Origin of the sequence: Thermoactinomyces intermedius, assembly GCF_013912365.1 — a bacterium.
Taxonomy (GTDB): Bacteria; Bacillota; Bacilli; order Thermoactinomycetales; family Thermoactinomycetaceae; genus Thermoactinomyces; species Thermoactinomyces intermedius.
Genome location: NZ_JACETT010000006.1, coordinates 1 through 16,456, shown reverse-complemented (window position 1 = coordinate 16,456; position 16,456 = coordinate 1). Strand labels below are relative to the sequence as shown.

Below are 16,456 nucleotides of genomic sequence, written 5' to 3'. Positions count from 1 at the left end.
TTAGATACGATACCAAAGTAAGCATCAGACTGCATGAAAACCCGCCCTTGTGCTATGATGTTTTTTGTGAATCAAGAGAAAGAGAGCGTGAATCAGATGAAAAAGAAAAGACAACGCTTGGATAAGGTTTTGTCCCATGTGGGAATCGGAACCCGCAAAGAAATCAAAAAACTGGTGAAAGCCGGCCGGGTCAGGGTCAATGATGAACCCGCAACTGACCCCGGCATGCACGTGTTTCCCTTTGAAGATGAAATTGAAGTCGATCACCGGCCGGTTTTGTACCGGGAACACATCTATCTGATGATGAATAAACCGCAAGGGGTTCTGTCCGCCACCGAAGATGCCGTGCAGGAAGTGGTGACGGATCTGTTGGAACCCGAACACCGCGTTTTTTCGCCGTTTCCGGCCGGACGGCTCGATAAAGACACCGAAGGGTTACTGTTATTGACAAGCGACGGAAAACTGGCACACCAGCTTTTGTCTCCCAAAAAACACATTCCGAAAGTATACGTTGCCGACATCGAAGGAGAAGTGACAGACAACGATATCCACGCATTTCAAACGGGAATCACATTGGAAGACGGTTACACAACCATGCCGGGGGATCTTCACATCCTGCACGCCGGCCCCCGATCCACCGTCGAAATCACCATCTATGAAGGAAAATTTCACCAGATTAAAAGAATGTTCCGGGCCCTTGGGAAAAAGGTGGTCAGTTTAAAACGGATCCGCATGGGTTCATTGGAACTGGATCCGGATCTGGCTCCCGGGGAATATCGTGAATTAACAGCGGAAGAATTGAACAAATTAATCAAATAATAATTGGTCAAAAAGCTTTGATCCCGGTGATCCTTTGGATCACCTTCACCCTCCGTCAGAAACTTGCGGTCATCGATTCAGTTGAAAACGCTAACAAATTCATTTACAATGTTCTATATCAAACATTCATTATACTAATACAATCCTTTATTTCAAGGAGGCAACTTGATGGATAGCAAAAAAAATAATCCAGTTAATGAATTAGAAAGGGGGCTTGGTGACCGGCATATTCAATTAATCGCAATCGGCGGGGCCATCGGTGTCGGGCTTTTCCTCGGTTCAGCCCAGGCGATTCAAACAGCCGGACCTGCAATCATCCTCTCTTATGCACTAGGCGGTCTCATGATCTTTTTAGTGATGAGAGCGTTGGGGGAATTGGCCCTTTTTAAACCCGTTGCCGGATCATTCAGCACCTATGCGACGGAATTTGTGGGACCTTGGGCCGGATTTCTCACCGGTTGGAATTACTGGTTTATGTGGGTGGTAACGGGAATGGCCGAAATTACCGCGGTGGGTGTTTATTTCCGTTACTGGTTTCCGGAAGTGCCGCAATGGATTCCTGCACTCGGAGCTCTTTTGGCTGTCTATATTGTCAACTTGATTACGGTCAAATTATTTGGGGAAATCGAATTTTGGTTTGCTTTGATCAAAGTGGCCACCATTGTTGCCCTGATCATCATCGGTCTCATTATGATCACGACAGGATGGGGAAACGGCGGGGAAGCCGTCGGTTTTTCAAACCTGTGGGCCAATGACGGGTTTATGCCCTTTGGCATTGCCGGTGTCCTGTTGGCCCTGCAAATGGTGATGTTTTCTTTCTTGGGAGTGGAATTGGTCGGGGTGACCGCCGGAGAAGCAAAACATCCGGAGAAAACCCTTCCAAAAGCCATCAACAGTGTGATCTGGCGGATTTTGATATTCTACATCGGAGCCTTGGCCATCATCTTGTCCCTGTATCCTTGGAACCAAATGAGTGATGAAAACAGTCCTTTTGTACTGATTTTCACAAAAGTCGGGATTCCCGCTGCCGCCGGCATCATTAACTTTGTTGTCCTCACGGCTGCTCTGTCTTCTTGTAACAGCGGGATCTTCAGCACCGGGCGCATGCTTTACACACTGGCAAAAGACGGACATGCCCCACGTGCCCTGGGACAATTGAACTCGCGAAAAGTTCCGGCCCGCGGCATCACGTTGTCTGCAGCGGTCCTGCTGATCGGGGTTCTGTTAAACTATGTCATTCCGGAGAAAGCCTTTTTATATATCACCAGCGTAGCCACTTTCGGTGCGCTTTGGACCTGGGGAATGATTCTTTATGCGCATTTACGGTTCCGTAAAAAAGCCAACCATGCAAAAGTCCATTTCAAAATGCCGGGTTACCCCGTCACCAACTGGATCGCTATTTTGTTCCTGGTCCTTGTGGCTTTCTTGCTCTCCTTCAACCCTGAAACACGGATTGCTTTGATTGTGGGACCTGTTTGGCTCTTGATCTTGCTCATCAGCTATCAATTCGTGAGAAAAAGTACAGAAAAATAATTACGATGACGCTGCCTGTTCCGGGCAGTTTTTTTGTTTTCTTTTGACAGATTTTTCTAAATTATCTATCCTGTTTTGGTATAATAATAAAGAGCTACCGATAAAGGAGTCTCCCTTTTATGTTGATCGCCTCCTTCCTTTACACCTTTCTTTTTTTGTCTGCGATGTTTTTTTCCCTCATGGCCATTCGGGCAGTGTTTGTAAACCTTCCGGTGGTTCCTTGGATCTTGGGCCTGCTGGCGACAGGCAGTCTTTACATGTTCATGGAATCCATTGAGGATCTTTTTTTTTGACAAGACGGCGACGATCGGGAATCCTTTTTCCGTGCTTTCCATTAAAGTACAGACGGATTCCCGATTATTCCGTAAATTTTGTCATTCATCCGCGAACAGAATTCATCGTTTCCCGTTCCCGACTGCCGTGTGTCTGTCCAAACGGTCCTTGTTCACTGACTGACTCTTTTTTCCGGCAGGGAATCATATTTTCCCAAACCCAGCATCCGGATATGCTCTTGAATCATTTCATCATTGTATCCTTTGGAGCGCAATTCCTTGATTTTATTTTCCCGCCGTCGCAAAATATCTCTCATTTCTTTTCTGTCATATTCCCGGACGAGCTGTAATTGCTCCTCCTCCGTCGGCGGGATGAATTCATATAATTCATCCGGACGAACCCCGAGCAACCGGGACATATGAAAAATCGTTTCCGGTCTTGGCATCGCCCCGCCCCGGGCCCACAAAGAAACCTGTTGCTTGCGAACCCCCAACGCCCGGGCCAAAGCGGTCTGACTCGGTTTTTTTCCGCAGATTTTCCAACCTTCTTCCCTTCTTCTCATCAACACACTGTCAATGCGGGGAATCAGTTTCATTCATCATCCTCCTCTTCAGGTCAGATCCACTCCTGCCGATCCTTCAACTTTGAATTCGGCCAATATATTCATATTTTTAAGTTTAATATTTCTTGAGAAAATAATCAAAAAACAAACCGTGAATCCCTTGGGAATATCCTGCACCAAACGCCCGCCAACACAGAAGACAACTGTTTCATTTAAGATTTCGACAAATTGCTGTAAAAAAGGGATAAATCATTTTAGTATAGAATATATTTCTTTGTATTGTTTTATGAAGGAGGACGCTTTCCATGAACCGGAGATCGATGAATGCCTTGGCACTGACCATCAGCATGGCTTTTTCACCTGCCTGGGCTTATGCCAATCCACAAGTTGCAAAGGCCAGCCAACCGGCCGGCACCCCGGTTCAACAGATCCGACATTTCAATCAAAAAACGGAGACCGCACAAGTTCTGGGACCCTCATCCCCCCATTACCGGGTCAACCTTTTCTATGACAGCCAAAATCACCGCATCCGGGGCAAACTGTCCGTCACTTTTACCAACCATCTGCAGCAGGAAATGCAAGAAGTGTACTTTCATCTCCGGGGAAATGCCAAAACTTATCAGCAAAAAGGTGGAAAAACAACCATCAGCCATGTCCGGGTCAATGGAAGAAAAGCCGGATTTCAAATCAAAAACCACACTGCCCTCCATATCACGGGTTTCCAACTTCTATCCAAACAAAGCGCAACGGTTTCCATGGACTTTGAGGTCAATATCCCTCATGACCAAGGCCGTTTCGGATGGCATCACACAACGACCTCTCTGGAAAATTGGTTGCCGGTGCTGGCTGTTTACGATCATGAGAAATGGAATGTGGACCCTTATTCTTCTTATGGAGAAAGTTTTTATAATCTTCCCGGAAACTATGATCTGACTCTGACAACCGACAAGCATCAAGTGATTGCCGCCACCGGGATCGAAATCGGATCGCCATTGGTGCAAGGAAACCTGGCGACACACCGCTATCAAGCTAAACAAGTCCGTGATTTTTTCATCCACATGGATCCCGGCTATCAGGTGATTTCGGATCAAGTCCGGCATGTCCGGGTAAATGTGTACTATACCAAGAAGCATGAAAAATACGCGGAAATCATGTTAAAATTCGCTGTGAACAATGTGGAATCATACATCCAAAAACATGGAAGCTATCCATGGCCGGAGTTAGACATCGTCAGTACCGATGGGCAATTTGGAGAATGGGAATCCCCGCAACTGCTGATGATTTCACAGGTTCACCCTGAATTCCGCAGGATATAATTCGTGGTTGCCCGTCATCACGGGCTCTTGCCTGTAAAATTTTTTCGGTCTTTTAAACCGATTATTCCGGTTTCCAATAATGATTTTTCATGGTAATATATTGTACTCATAGGAATGATTTTTATCCCGAAAACCAACTATATTAATCGGAAAGGAAGAGATTGGAGATGGCCATGATTTCGACTTCATTGAAATCAACAACCCGTCCGGTCAAACCCTCTCCCTTGCCTTCGGTCCAAAACGGACTGGCATGGGCATCCGGATTGTTGTTTCTTCTTTTGGGTTCGGTCATTTTATGGCAACAAGGCTCCCACCAAAGCCTTTTGTACGGAATCGGCTTTTTGCTGGGAATGACCTTGTATCATGCACGATTTGGATTTACTTCGGCATTCCGGCAGCTCCTCACCGTCGGGCAGGGTCAGGGAATCCAGGCGCATATGGTCATGCTGTCGGTTGCCAGCATCCTTTTTGCCATCATCTTTGCAACAGGAGTCACTTGGACCGGCGCCGCTCCGCAACCCAACTTGTCCCCTGTTGGCACGGCCATGATCGTCGGCGCCTTTTTGTTCGGAATCGGGATGCAGTTGGGAGGGGCTTGCGCTTCCGGAACCTTGTTCCATGTCGCCGGAGGACGATCCTCTTTGTTGCTGACCCTGACCGGATTTATTATCGGATCGGTTTTGGCCGCATGGAATTGGGATTTCTGGCAAGGGCTTCCCAGCTTCGGGGCGTTTTCTCTTGCCACCTCCACCGGATGGGGATACGGACCGGCGTTGGTGGTTCAGCTGACAGTGTGCGCGCTGATCTATCTTGCGGTCTCTTGGATTTCGAGAAAAAGAAACGCTCCCCTTCGGAAACCGGTTCCCACCACCCGGGGATGGAAACGGATCATCCGGGGTTCCTGGCCGCTTTGGATGGCGGCGGTTTTGTTGGCTGTCTTAAACGGCCTGACACTTTTCTTCAGCGGAAAACCGTGGGGAATCACTTCGGCCTTTGTACTTTGGGGATCAAAAATTTTGCAAGCAGCCGGAATGGATGTGGCTTCATGGAGTTACTGGTCCGGAGCAAACGGTCAAGCTTTGAAAGAATCCGTCCTGGCGCACACCACCTCCATCATGGATTTTGGCATCATCTTCGGCGCTTTGTTTGCTGCCGCCATCAGCGGAACCTTTAAACTGCAAAAAATCTCCCCCAAAGTGGCGGCCGCTTCACTGATCGGCGGAATCATCATGGGGTATGGCGCCCGTCTGGCATTTGGTTGCAACATCGGCGCTTATTTCAGCGGGATCGCCTCTTTCAGCTTGCATGGCTGGGTTTGGGCTGTCTTTGCTTTATCGGGAAGTTATGTCGGCGTCAAATTGCGGCCGCTCTTTACATTAAAAAACCCGAAACCCACCGACCAGTTTTGTTGATGGAAAAAACGGCTCCCGCCAAAAGGGGAGCCGTTTTTTCATCCCGCCGCCCGGCTTTCCGGTGCGGCGATTATTTGGTTTTGCGCAGCAGCTTGCGCAAAAAATAATACGGACCAATGATCAAATAAAGCGGATTGGAGAAAAAAGTTGGTTTTTTTCCCTCAAACGCGTGCCCGATGAACTGAAACATCCAGCCCGTCACAAACAACCCCAGTGCCCATTTCCAATGAAAGAAAAACAAGGGCAGCGAAATGATGATCATCGGGATGCCGATCATATGGGTTCCCCTATTGACCGGATGTTGATGATCCCGGCGGTATTTTTCTAACATTTCAGAAACCTTCATCGATACCTACCTTCCTTTTTTTTCTGCTTACTTTTATTATAACAAAACATCCTGTGATCAATCGGTGATTCTATCGTTTGAGAAAAAGTCATATACATCTTAAAAACAAGAAAGAGGGATTGATATGAAGTGGATCCGTTCCTCACTTTTTCAACCCTTTCTAGCCATGATCGGCATCGCCGTCATGATGACCGGCGGATTGTGGCTGGGAAAAAATCTCGTTCCGATTGATAAAGCCGTCTCTTCCTCCGCCGAGCCCGAACCCGGAAACTTGACCCGGGTGGAATATGTGATGGAAAAAGTGGGAGCCAAAAAGGTTGAGGCCGAGCCAACCCTTTCGGCTCCCACCGGGGCAAACGGCTACTGGATCGTGGAACATTACCGGCAATACGAGTATCATTATGATGCCAACCATCGTTTTCTTTACAAAAACCCCACCCAACAGGAAACTTATCTGCGCTATTGGCATGCCCGTTAGGAAGAAGCTTTCTTCTTGCGGCCCCTTTTTTTTCCTTTCGTGGCATCGATACTGGCTTGCAGCGCTTCCATCAAGTCGACCACTTTTTCCGGTCGGCGATGCGGGGCTTCGACGATTTCTTCATCGTTGATTTTCTTATCGATGGCGGATTGGACAGCTTCCCGGTATTCATCTTTGTATTTTTCGGGATCAAACTTGGTGGTCAATTGTTCAATCAATTGGGTCGCCATTTTCAATTCTTTTTCCGTCACTTTTGCATTGTCGGGCACATACGGAACTTCCTCGATGTTCCGGACTTCATCCGGATAAAAAATGGTCTCCATCACGAGGCAGGACCGGTAAATCCGGATCACGGCCAAGGATTGTTTGGAACGGATCGTCACCTTGGCCACCCCGATCTTCCCGGTTTCTTCCAACGCTTTCCGAAGCAAGGCATAAGCCTTGTTGTTTTCATCCTGTGCCCCCAAATAGTAGGTTTTGTTAAAATAAATCGGATCAATTTCTTTCAACTCGACAAAATCCAAAATCTCAATGGCCTTGTCGGAATCCGGCGCAATCGCGTCCAGCTCCTCTTTTTCAAGCACCACAAACTTTCCATCTGCGTATTCAAAGCCTTTCACCACTTCATCCCAAGGAACTTCCCGCTGGCAATGCGGACAAGTCCGCACGGTTTTGATCGGTGTCCGGCATTCTTTGTGAAGGTAACGGAAACGAACGTCTTTGCTCTCGGTGGCTGCATACATTTTCACCGGGATATTGACAAGACCGAAACTGATCGATCCTTTCCACATGGTATGCATGACTCACACCTCATTTTTTTAAAGATAACTGACTCCAGCAATTACGGGTGGCATCCGGATGTCCTTCAATCAAATGGCAAATCCCTTCAAAAAACAACGGATCTTTCCAAGATGAAACCAACTTTTGAGCCTGACGGAAATGCCGGATCGCTTCCTGAAGATCCCTTTTTTCCATCAAAGCCCTTCCTTTGTGATAATGTCCCATCGCCCGGATCGACGAATTCTCTTGTTGTAACAGCTTCTCGGCCAAATCGGCAGCTTCATTCACATTTCCGGTATGAATGGAAAGCCTGGAACGCACCGCCGTCCACACAGGTTCTTCTGCCACCTCATCCGGCAAGGCATTCAACGCTTTTTCCGCCCGGTGATGGTCATGGACATCCATACACATCCAAACATAAGCCAACAACAATCCCGAGTGTTTCGGAAACAAGGACAACCCCTTCTTGATCCAACTGAAAGCCTCATCCGATTTTCCGGTTAAAAAAAGATTCCACGCCATTCCATGATAGGCTCCCGGATGCTTCGGATGCTTCGCGGCCAAACGCCGGTACCATTCCAAAGCTTTGTGCGGCAAACCCATTTCTTCATAATCATGAGCAATCGATTCCAACACATGCGGATGTTTGGTTTTTTCATAGGTGGCCAACCGCCAGAAAGAAACACTTCCCCATTCCTTGATCTCACGGTAGCAATTCGAAAGATAATACATGGATTCCCAATCATCGGGATTGGTCGACAACGCCTGATAAAAACAAGGAATGGCCTCATGGTATTCCTTCAAACGGTAGTGGCAAACCCCCATGTTGAACCAGGCGTCGCTATGGTCCGACATGAGCTCCACCGCTTTTTTAAACTGACGGATCGCCGCGCGGTCATCTCCTTCCTTCACCGCAATACATCCCAGCATGTGACGGGCAAAACCGGCAAACGCCTCATGCCTTGCCGTGTTGGCTGTCAATTGGAATTGACGGCTCGCTTCGGTAAACTTTCCTTCATGGAACAGCGTCAGTCCGTAATAAATCCGGCCCAATAAAAAATCCGGTTCATCATCGATGACCTTTTTAAAAATATTTCCCGCCTCTTGAAACATCGTGAGTCCGTAATATCCCTGTCCCTGGCGAAACTGCCGCACGGCCGATTCGTTTATCCAAAACTCTTCTTCTAACTCCTGGACCGATGACGATAAACCGGGACATTTCTTCGTCAGTTCCGCCAATTGCTCTTCCACTTGCGCCCAAGCTTCCAACATCTCATCGCAAGAACGCTTGATTTCCATGAAACGCCGGCGCCATACCGGCCGCTTGGATGCCGGGCTTTGGGAATAATTTTTTTCAATCTCTTTGATCGCGGACTCCGCCCATTTCAGCCATTGTTGATGAACCATTTTTTCTCCTCCATCCACAACATCGTTTATGTAGTTAGCCTAACTCCGCGCCTCCTTTTCCATACCTTTTTTCACAAAAAAACTCCCGCATCAAAGATGCGGGAGTTTCAAACCATTGGCATGGATGGGTTTCAAACAGGATCGGCCCGGTTTACAAAACAACACCGTGAACCTCTTTCCCGATCAATTCCACAATCCGGTTGTTTTCATCCATGATGGCGATTTTCGGCTGATGTTTCCGGGCCTCTTCTTCTTCCAACATCACATAAGACATGATGATCACCTGATCCCCGGGTTGCACTTTGCGGGCAGCCGCCCCGTTTAAACAAATCACTCCGCTGCCTCTTTCCCCCGGAATCACGTATGTCTCCAGACGGGCTCCGTTATTGTTGTTGACCACTTGGACTCTTTCATTGGGCAAAATGTCCACTTTCTCCAAGATTTCTTCATCAATCGTGATGCTGCCCACATAATTCAAATTGGCTTCTGTTACCGTGGCGCGATGAATTTTCCCTTTCATCATGTACCGGAACATGTTTCACTCCCCCTTCCCTTCATACAAAAAGTTATCGATCAAACGCGTCTTTCCAAAGTGAACGGCCACCGCTACCAAGACCGGCGGGCGGTCCAACCGTTCCACCGGTTCCAATTTCGGATAACTCACCGCTTCCACATATTCGATGCGTGCCAGCGGCCGGGTTTCAATCCGTTCCGAAATAAACCGGATGACATCGCGGGCTTCCACCAGTTCACCTTTTTCCACCCGTTCTTTGGCTTGCTGTAAAGCTTGGGAAATCACCAGCGCCTGTTCTCTTTCCTCCGGAGACAGATAAACGTTTCGCGAACTCATGGCCAGACCGTCTTCTTCACGGACGATCGGACAAGGGACAATCGTAACCGGAAAATGGAGATCCCGGACCATTTGTTCGATCACGGCCACTTGCTGAGCATCTTTCAACCCGAAATAAGCACGGTCCGGCTGAATGATGTGAAACAGTTTGCTGACCACTGTGGCCACACCTGCAAAATGACCGGGCCGGCTCTTTCCACATAACCGTTCCGTAATTTGTGTCACATTCACTTGTGTCAGCGGTGTCTCCGGGTACATCTCCCGGACATCCGGATGAAAAATGAAGTCCACTCCGGCCTTTTCGGCCAGTCCGGCATCCCGGTCGAGATCCCGCGGATACCGGTCATAGTCTTCATTGGGGCCAAACTGCAAAGGGTTGACAAAAATGGACAGGACCACGACATCGTTTTCCTTCCTTGCCCGTTCCACCAGACTGAGATGGCCTTCATGCAAATAGCCCATAGTCGGCACAAAACCGATCGTCCCGGTTTGCTTTTTTAATTCCTTTCGCATTTCAGCGACCGTTTGGATGATTTTCATTGGTCCGTTTCTCCTTCACTTGATCCGTATAATTCATGAATCAGTTCATCTTTTAAGTGAGTGACATGTTTCTCCGCCGGGAAGCTTCTCTCTTTCACCTCTTGCACATAGGCGGCAATCCCTTTCCGGATGACTTCCCCGGCATCTTGATAAACCTTGACAAAGGATGGCCGGAAGTCGCCGGCCATGGCCAACAAATCATGATACACCAAAACCTGGCCGTCGCAATGGCGTCCTGCACCGATTCCGATTACGGGAATCCCCACCTTTTGGGTCACCAGTTCCGCCAATTCTTCCGGAACACATTCCAACACGATGGCAAATGCTCCGGCTTCTTCCAACCGTTGCGCCGCATCAAGCAAACGTCTCGCCGCAGGCAAATCTTTCCCCTGGATCACATACCCGCCCAATTGATTCACTGATTGAGGGGTCAAACCGAGGTGCCCCATCACGGGAATCCCTGCCATGGTTAAACGATTGACTTTGTCAACAATTTCGATGCCGCCTTCCATTTTTACCCCGTAAGCCAGTCCTTCCTGCATCAGGCGGGCTGCGCTTTTCAACACTTCCCCTTCCGGCAGATGAGCGGTTGCAAACGGCAAATCGGCAATGACCATGGCTTTTTTGGCTCCCCGGGTCACCGCTTTGGTATGATGCAAGATATCATCCAGCGTCACGGGGATGGTCGAATCATATCCCAAAACGACCATTCCCAAAGAATCGCCCACCAGCAAAATATCAGCTCCCGCTTCCTCTGCCAGACGCGCCGAAGGATAATCATAAGCTGTAATCATGGCGATCGGCTCTTGCTTTTGCTTCATGCCGAGCAACGTTCGTTTGGTCACTTTTTTTCCCGACATCAAAACTCCCTCCCAAATTTGGGCCCTTGGGCGAGAGAAAAAAACGCCTTTTATCGTCACCCATCCGAGACGAAAAAAGGCGCAGGTATCCGTTACCTTTCTGTCCCCGTCCCAATGGCTCGAAGCAGATTTCCAAACTTTGATATTCACCTTTTAAAAAAACAGGAAAATGATAGTGCAACTCTTCCACAGATGTTGCCTATCACTTTTAACGTATCGGATCTTCCTCCCAAATGCAATATTTTCATGAAAAAACCCAGCGAAAAAATCCGCTGGGCAAGGTTTTTCGTTTTAAATAAACAATCCGGTCATTGCCGCCGTCAGGAAGCTGGCCAAAGAGGCTCCAAACAATAATTTCAAGCCGAAACCGGCCACCACCGGCATTTGTTTTTCCGAGATCGCTTTAAAAGTCCCGGCAATGATGCCGATGGAGCTGAAGTTGGCAAAGCTGACCAAATAAGTGGACACCACGGCAACCGTCTTTTCGCTTAATTTCGGAATCATGTCCTGGAACTGGAGCATGGCGACAAATTCATTCAAAATGATTTTGGTTCCCATCACGCCGCCGGCCGTCACCGCTTCAGACACCGGCACACCGGAAATCACGGCAAACGGCATCAGAATATATCCCAAAATGTTTTGCAAGGTCAATCCGGTCAAGTTGGTGGTCACAAAGTTGATTCCTTCCATCAGCGCGATAAATGCGATCAACATCCCGGAAATGATGGCCACCAGCTTTATACCGTCGGATGCCCCTTCCCCGATCACTTCAAACAACCCGCGGCCCTGGTCGTTGGAAATTTTAATCACATCTTTTTCGCTGTCCACCTGCACCGGCATCAATATGCAGGCAATAATCAGGGCACTGAACATATTGAGCGGCAATGCCACCAGCACATAGGTCGGAGGCAAAATGGTCATGTACGCTCCGATAATCGTCGAACTGACCGATCCCATCGCAGAGGCACAAAGCATATACAGCCGCTCACGTTTCAACCCGTCAAGATGGGTACGGATCGCCAGCAACGCTTCACTTTGTCCAAAAAAGATGGAGCTGACGGCATTAAAACTTTCCAATTTTGGCAGCCCGGTGATTTTGGAAACCACAGCCCCCACAACCCGGATCACCCAAGGCAAAATCCCGATCCAGGTCAGAACGGCCATAAATGCCGAGAAGAAAACAATGGGCAACAATACATCAATGACAAAGACCGTGTCCACACCTTCCGGTTTTAATCCGCCCACCACAAAGTCGATTCCGGCATGGGCAAAATCGACCAGCTTTAAAATCCCGGCGGAAACGCCGTTAATGATGATGGCCCCGATCTGAGTGCTCAACATCCCCCAGGTCACAATCACTTGAAGAACTAACATAATGCCGATGGCTTTGTAGTTGATTGCTTTTCTGTTTTCTGAAAACAACCATGCCACACCCATCACGACAAAGATACCTATGATGCCTATATAGTCCATCATTGCGTTCTTCATTCCTTTCGGTTTTATAAAGCCAAAAATAACATTATCATTAAAGCAAATTTAACTAAACAAGTAAACCCTTTCAATAATATTTGAAATGAATGTTTTTTATATAACCATAAAAAAATCCGGATTTTAATAGTAATCCGGGCCTTTTGAGGTTAAAACAACAAACTGATTCCAGTTATTGCAAGATAAATCAGGTTGATGAAAACCAGCCTCCACAACCACTGAATCACCGGACGCTGCCGGATGACGGCATAGATTGCCATCGCAGCACAACCCACGGTTCCCAAAATATCCACCAAATAAAGCATACTGAAAAACATGACGGAAACTCCTTTGCGATCAAGGCAATAAACCAAGCCATGCCAGTTTTTTGTTTAATTGATTTAATTCTTGAATCGATTGACGAGTAAGCTTGGATAAGTCCAATAAACTACGGTTCTCACGGTTTGACTGTTCGGATATCGTTTGGCTCAATTGCTTGATTTCTTTGTTTTGGGAGGAAATTTCCCCCAATCCTTCATATACATTTTTGGTATATCCGTTTAATTCATCCAATCCGGTGATGATCTTTTGTTCACTGGCATTGACCCTCCCGATTTTCTCGTTCATATGATTCAGGCGTTTTTTCGTGTCCGACAATTGTTGATTCATCTCTTGCATCACGGTGGCCGTTTCCGCAAGCGGAGCCAAATGCCGGTTTGTCTCTTGTGTCAACTTTCTGGAGCGTGAAATATTTTGATAAACTTCTTCCATCACCAGGTTCGTATTTTTTTGGTTCACGATTTGTTGGTAGGTACCGGCTCCAAACAAGATCAACAATACCGCATTAGCGATCAGCCATGGTATCCTCATGTGACTCTCCCCCTGTCGTCGGACCGGATCCGGAACCATTCAGGCCGATCTTGCCTTTGAGGTCATCCAGCCATTCAACAATCCGCCGGATGAAACGCAAATTATCGTAAGATTTGTTCAACTCCACCATCAAATCGTCCATCAGCGGGTGAAGTTGCTGACTGTTTTTCCCAATGTCCCCGGTGACGGCTGCAACATTGCCGAAATCCCCGATCACTTCCTCCATCTGTCCGGAGATTTCATTGGTTCTTGCGGATACTTGCCCCGTCAAGGAAGAGGTTTCCTTTTGCCGGATCAAGATTTGCTCCATCTTGTCGCGGGCGGAGATATTTCCCTGCAGTTGCGATTCAAGTTCCGTCCGGATGCCTTGGTTGATCCGGATTTGTTGTTCCGCCAACGTCAATTGTTGATCCAACACCCCCAAAGACCGGCCCGCCTGTTTGACTTGATCCTCCAGAGCTTCGGTCTCATCAATCATTTGGTCTGTCAATCCCACCAGATCTTTGATGATTTGAAAAATGTTATACTTGGATAACGAAGTTAACAACACATGATCGCTGAATCCGCTTAAAAACGGCATGCTCAAAAGAACCAACAAAAGCCCGGTCAAACCTGCCTTCACATGGTGCCGGTTCCATGCGTTTTTCATTGTTCTTTCCCCCTGAGCGGAGGGATGAAGTCCGTCTTGTCATTCATTTCTTCCAGATTTTGATTGATTTCTTTTTGTGTCGATACCATATTGGCAAGAGACTGGCGGATTTTCTGATTGCTGTCTGCCATGGACTGCAAATATCCGGCACTGTTGGCAAGAGATGTCCGGATCCCGTTTAAGCCGGCTGTCGTGGCATTGGTCTCTTTTCCGATCCATTCAACATGATCTGCAATTGACGCCACCACTTTATCTAATTGGATCAACTCCTCTTCCAAATCTCCTGTGTTATTTTGAATTTTTGTGATTTTGTGTTGCAATTGATTGGTTTTTTGCTTGATGACTGCAATCGTTTCCAATTGTTTATTCATTTGCTCCGATTTTGCCGCCGACTGATCCAGCGTTTCCTTCAGTTTTTTGGAATCGCTGGCGATGCGGTCCTGGAGTCCCAATTGCAGCCAAGTGTTTCCGGCAAGCACAACCAACAAAACACAAGTCAATGCGGATAAACCCAATGATGATTTACTCATGCTCATTTCACTCCCGGGATTTTCCCGTTTAAGGATTCCGTCGACTCATTCAACCGCTTCATATGCTCCTGATCTTTTTGCGTCGTTTCAGATAATTGCCCCAATAATTGATCCAATTTTTTCAAATGCGGTTCCATCTCTGCCAGCGTTTGATTCACTTTTTCGATCTCTTTGCCGGTGTTTACGGAAGATTGGTAAGTTTGGCGATTCAAATCCAGACTTCCGCTGATGTAATGGACCACTTCAGACAAAGAATCTAACGTTTTGCCCGTTTGTTGGATGGTTCCGTTCAAATCACCGTCCAATTGATCCAGCGTTTGTGTCATCCGGGTTAATTCCTCATTCTTTTGAATGATGCTTCCTTGCACCTGATTCAATTGATAAACCGCTTTCAAATTTTTGTCCAAGCTGCTTTGGATCTTTTTCATCTGTTGGGTCATGGTGACACCGTTGATCAACAGAGCCGTCAGGCACAAAATCCCGAAGACTTGAAGAACCCTTAACATTTTCTCCCTCCTTTAAGGCAGAGAGTTTTTCACTTGTTCGGCCACCTCAGCAGCTTGTCCCAACTTTTCCTCCAATAACACATTTTGCTGCAAAACCTCATTCAGATTGGCCTCGGTTTGTTCCGTGATTTTCTTCAATTGGCCTGCTTGCGTTGCCTGCCTTCCCCCGCTTTTTGAAATGGTGTCCATCTGATTGGCCAACCGCTGGCTGAGACTGTGCAGGTTTTGGCTTAACGGGACTTGCTGGCCGGTAACCACCCGGATTTGATTCAGCTGTTCCACTTGGGCGCCGGCCAGCTCTCCCACCCGGGCCAACTTTTGATTCACTTCTTTCGTTTTGCCCGATTGCTCTTCCAGCTTTTGGATTCCCTGAATGATGCCTTGATTCACATCGCCGAGTTGTTCTGTTCGTTCATGGATTTTGGCCAAGGTTCCATTCAAATCAAAATCTTCAAACGATATCTCGGACCACGGGACTTTGGTGGCGGCGGCCCAACCTCCCCCGGCAAGGATCACTGCCGCGATCAAGCCGGAAACCACCCGCTTTTTCTGCAACCCTTTTACACCCCCTTTCCCGATTCTTCCCGCAAAATCTTGCTCAGCATTTTTTCCAAAATGGTTGCAATGTGATCCACGTCCGGCATTTCCTCTGTCAACAGAGATTGGATCACCACTTGATGAATTGCCCCCACCATGGCATTCGAGATAATCCATTTTTCCTGTTCTGTTTTCAGCATCATCAGTTCCCTTTGGAAAATACCGGCAAAAAACAGCATCATCTCTTCGCGCTTTTCCTGCAATTCCGGGACAAATCCGATGGTGTCAATCAAAAGCAGCTTGGCCAGTTCCTGATAGGTCTGACACATCCCGATATATTCCCGGATCGCCTGATAGGTCCGTTTTGCCGTTGTCGGGGGATAATCGCGCAAAATTTTTTCCACGCGCCGGACCACCGCATTGGAAACCAGGTCGAAAAGATGGTTCAACACCGCTTTTTTATTGGGGTAATGCTTGTAAAAGGTGGATTTGGATGCATGGGCCAATGCGACAATGTCACTCACCGTCGTGGCCACATACCCCCGGTTCGAAAACGCTTTCGCTGCGGCCGACAAAATCCGCGCCTGCTGCTCATTGAGACACACTTCCGTTTGAAAAAAATGGTCGATCGGCGATAATTCCTGCCCTTTGATTTCCGCCAAACGCTCCCCCCTCCAAAACAGTACGTCGTCGTACTATTTAGATATATTATAATATAAAG

Annotated in this window: 20 protein-coding genes; 5 read left to right on the top strand and 15 right to left on the bottom strand. The window is 47.7% G+C overall.

The genetic code is table 11. From position 1 onward, the window contains the following. The first annotated feature begins 96 nt into the window (after nucleotides 1–96). Nucleotides 97–819: a pseudouridine synthase gene (locus H1R82_RS02195; protein ID WP_181732181.1), complete on the top strand. Its 723-nt coding sequence runs from the start codon at nucleotides 97–99 to the stop codon at nucleotides 817–819. 168 nt (nucleotides 820–987) lie between these two features. After that, on the top strand, nucleotides 988–2,352 hold the full coding sequence (locus H1R82_RS02190; protein WP_181732103.1) for an amino acid permease: 1,365 nt from the start codon (nucleotides 988–990) through the stop codon (nucleotides 2,350–2,352). A 445-nt stretch (nucleotides 2,353–2,797) separates the two neighbouring features. Here the strand turns inward: H1R82_RS02190 and H1R82_RS02185 are convergent, their stop codons facing one another. Next, nucleotides 2,798–3,220 (bottom strand): helix-turn-helix transcriptional regulator, encoded by a 423-nt coding sequence (locus H1R82_RS02185; RefSeq protein ID WP_181732102.1) that lies wholly within the window; start codon nucleotides 3,218–3,220, stop codon nucleotides 2,798–2,800. A gap of 272 nt (nucleotides 3,221–3,492) precedes the next feature. Here H1R82_RS02185 and H1R82_RS02180 point away from each other — a divergent pair, with 272 nt between their 5' ends. Next, nucleotides 3,493–4,503: a gluzincin family metallopeptidase gene (locus H1R82_RS02180; RefSeq protein WP_181732101.1), complete on the top strand. Its 1,011-nt coding sequence runs from the start codon at nucleotides 3,493–3,495 to the stop codon at nucleotides 4,501–4,503. Nucleotides 4,504–4,670: 167 nt separating this feature from the next. Beyond that, a complete protein-coding gene (locus H1R82_RS02175; RefSeq protein ID WP_181732100.1) occupies nucleotides 4,671–5,915 on the top strand; it encodes a YeeE/YedE family protein in 1,245 nt (414 codons plus the stop codon). A gap of 70 nt (nucleotides 5,916–5,985) precedes the next feature. Here the strand turns inward: H1R82_RS02175 and H1R82_RS02170 are convergent, their stop codons facing one another. Then, entirely contained in the window at nucleotides 5,986–6,261 is a 276-nt protein-coding gene (locus H1R82_RS02170) for an Mpo1-like protein (protein WP_181732099.1), read from the bottom strand. A 124-nt stretch (nucleotides 6,262–6,385) separates the two neighbouring features. On the opposite strand from H1R82_RS02170, the gene H1R82_RS02165 reads away from it, so the two are divergent. Then, nucleotides 6,386–6,739, top strand: a complete 354-nt coding sequence (locus H1R82_RS02165) for a hypothetical protein (protein ID WP_181732098.1) — start codon at nucleotides 6,386–6,388, stop codon at nucleotides 6,737–6,739. On the opposite strand, the gene ku is transcribed toward H1R82_RS02165, so the two are convergent. From ku to H1R82_RS02100, 13 genes are all read right to left on the bottom strand, one after another. Then, nucleotides 6,736–7,539 (bottom strand): non-homologous end joining protein Ku, encoded by an 804-nt coding sequence (gene ku, locus H1R82_RS02160; protein ID WP_181732097.1) that lies wholly within the window; start codon nucleotides 7,537–7,539, stop codon nucleotides 6,736–6,738. The two genes, H1R82_RS02165 and ku, sit on opposite strands and share 4 nt — an antisense overlap. A gap of 10 nt (nucleotides 7,540–7,549) precedes the next feature. Beyond that, nucleotides 7,550–8,926, bottom strand: a complete 1,377-nt coding sequence (locus H1R82_RS02155) for a tetratricopeptide repeat protein (RefSeq protein WP_181732096.1) — start codon at nucleotides 8,924–8,926, stop codon at nucleotides 7,550–7,552. 151 nt (nucleotides 8,927–9,077) lie between these two features. Then, on the bottom strand, nucleotides 9,078–9,461 hold the full coding sequence (gene panD, locus H1R82_RS02150; protein WP_181732095.1) for an aspartate 1-decarboxylase: 384 nt from the start codon (nucleotides 9,459–9,461) through the stop codon (nucleotides 9,078–9,080). A gap of 3 nt (nucleotides 9,462–9,464) precedes the next feature. Continuing rightward, on the bottom strand, nucleotides 9,465–10,316 hold the full coding sequence (gene panC, locus H1R82_RS02145) for a pantoate--beta-alanine ligase (protein WP_181732094.1): 852 nt from the start codon (nucleotides 10,314–10,316) through the stop codon (nucleotides 9,465–9,467). Then, nucleotides 10,313–11,176: a 3-methyl-2-oxobutanoate hydroxymethyltransferase gene (gene panB, locus H1R82_RS02140; RefSeq protein WP_181732093.1), complete on the bottom strand. Its 864-nt coding sequence runs from the start codon at nucleotides 11,174–11,176 to the stop codon at nucleotides 10,313–10,315. Before panB ends, panC begins: the two co-directional genes overlap by 4 nt. 291 nt (nucleotides 11,177–11,467) lie before the next feature. Further along, a complete protein-coding gene (locus H1R82_RS02135; protein ID WP_181732092.1) occupies nucleotides 11,468–12,652 on the bottom strand; it encodes a NupC/NupG family nucleoside CNT transporter in 1,185 nt (394 codons plus the stop codon). 161 nt (nucleotides 12,653–12,813) lie between these two features. Next, nucleotides 12,814–12,981: a hypothetical protein gene (locus tag H1R82_RS02130; RefSeq protein WP_181732091.1), complete on the bottom strand. Its 168-nt coding sequence runs from the start codon at nucleotides 12,979–12,981 to the stop codon at nucleotides 12,814–12,816. A gap of 19 nt (nucleotides 12,982–13,000) precedes the next feature. Continuing rightward, complete coding sequence (locus tag H1R82_RS02125) at nucleotides 13,001–13,513, bottom strand: hypothetical protein (protein ID WP_181732090.1); 513 nt, start codon at nucleotides 13,511–13,513, stop codon at nucleotides 13,001–13,003. Further along, on the bottom strand, nucleotides 13,488–14,162 hold the full coding sequence (locus tag H1R82_RS02120) for a hypothetical protein (RefSeq protein ID WP_181732089.1): 675 nt from the start codon (nucleotides 14,160–14,162) through the stop codon (nucleotides 13,488–13,490). The genes H1R82_RS02125 and H1R82_RS02120 overlap by 26 nt, the downstream gene beginning before the upstream one ends. Next, nucleotides 14,159–14,692: a hypothetical protein gene (locus H1R82_RS02115; protein ID WP_181732088.1), complete on the bottom strand. Its 534-nt coding sequence runs from the start codon at nucleotides 14,690–14,692 to the stop codon at nucleotides 14,159–14,161. The genes H1R82_RS02120 and H1R82_RS02115 overlap by 4 nt, the downstream gene beginning before the upstream one ends. 2 nt (nucleotides 14,693–14,694) lie before the next feature. Next, nucleotides 14,695–15,198 carry a hypothetical protein gene (locus H1R82_RS02110; protein ID WP_181732087.1) on the bottom strand — a complete coding sequence of 168 codons (504 nt, stop codon included), beginning with the start codon at nucleotides 15,196–15,198 and terminating at the stop codon, nucleotides 14,695–14,697. Nucleotides 15,199–15,210: 12 nt separating this feature from the next. Continuing rightward, the gene (locus H1R82_RS02105; RefSeq protein WP_181732086.1) at nucleotides 15,211–15,753 is read right to left on the bottom strand and encodes a hypothetical protein; all 543 of its coding nucleotides are present in this window, start codon (nucleotides 15,751–15,753) and stop codon (nucleotides 15,211–15,213) included. 5 nt (nucleotides 15,754–15,758) lie between these two features. Next, a complete protein-coding gene (locus tag H1R82_RS02100) occupies nucleotides 15,759–16,397 on the bottom strand; it encodes a TetR/AcrR family transcriptional regulator (protein ID WP_181732085.1) in 639 nt (212 codons plus the stop codon). Between the last annotated feature and the right edge of the window lie 59 nt (nucleotides 16,398–16,456).

Bases quoted from the DNA above. Each gene is read 5' to 3' on its own strand.
- H1R82_RS02110 (WP_181732087.1), bottom strand. From the start codon at position 15,198: ATGTTAAGGGTTCTTCAAGTCTTCGGGATTTTGTGCCTGACGGCTCTG.
- H1R82_RS02185 (WP_181732102.1), bottom strand. From the start codon at position 3,220: ATGAAACTGATTCCCCGCATTGACAGTGTGTTGATGAGAAGAAGGGAA.
- H1R82_RS02125 (WP_181732090.1), bottom strand. From the start codon at position 13,513: ATGAGGATACCATGGCTGATCGCTAATGCGGTATTGTTGATCTTGTTT.
- H1R82_RS02180 (WP_181732101.1), top strand. From the start codon at position 3,493: ATGAACCGGAGATCGATGAATGCCTTGGCACTGACCATCAGCATGGCT.
- H1R82_RS02115 (WP_181732088.1), bottom strand. From the start codon at position 14,692: ATGAGTAAATCATCATTGGGTTTATCCGCATTGACTTGTGTTTTGTTG.
- H1R82_RS02195 (WP_181732181.1), top strand. From the start codon at position 97: ATGAAAAAGAAAAGACAACGCTTGGATAAGGTTTTGTCCCATGTGGGA.
- panB (WP_181732093.1), bottom strand. From the start codon at position 11,176: ATGTCGGGAAAAAAAGTGACCAAACGAACGTTGCTCGGCATGAAGCAA.
- H1R82_RS02155 (WP_181732096.1), bottom strand. From the start codon at position 8,926: ATGGTTCATCAACAATGGCTGAAATGGGCGGAGTCCGCGATCAAAGAG.
- H1R82_RS02190 (WP_181732103.1), top strand. From the start codon at position 988: ATGGATAGCAAAAAAAATAATCCAGTTAATGAATTAGAAAGGGGGCTT.
- H1R82_RS02120 (WP_181732089.1), bottom strand. From the start codon at position 14,162: ATGAAAAACGCATGGAACCGGCACCATGTGAAGGCAGGTTTGACCGGG.
- H1R82_RS02175 (WP_181732100.1), top strand. From the start codon at position 4,671: ATGGCCATGATTTCGACTTCATTGAAATCAACAACCCGTCCGGTCAAA.
- ku (WP_181732097.1), bottom strand. From the start codon at position 7,539: ATGCATACCATGTGGAAAGGATCGATCAGTTTCGGTCTTGTCAATATC.
- H1R82_RS02170 (WP_181732099.1), bottom strand. From the start codon at position 6,261: ATGAAGGTTTCTGAAATGTTAGAAAAATACCGCCGGGATCATCAACAT.
- H1R82_RS02165 (WP_181732098.1), top strand. From the start codon at position 6,386: ATGAAGTGGATCCGTTCCTCACTTTTTCAACCCTTTCTAGCCATGATC.
- H1R82_RS02135 (WP_181732092.1), bottom strand. From the start codon at position 12,652: ATGATGGACTATATAGGCATCATAGGTATCTTTGTCGTGATGGGTGTG.
- panD (WP_181732095.1), bottom strand. From the start codon at position 9,461: ATGTTCCGGTACATGATGAAAGGGAAAATTCATCGCGCCACGGTAACA.
- H1R82_RS02130 (WP_181732091.1), bottom strand. From the start codon at position 12,981: ATGTTTTTCAGTATGCTTTATTTGGTGGATATTTTGGGAACCGTGGGT.
- panC (WP_181732094.1), bottom strand. From the start codon at position 10,316: ATGAAAATCATCCAAACGGTCGCTGAAATGCGAAAGGAATTAAAAAAG.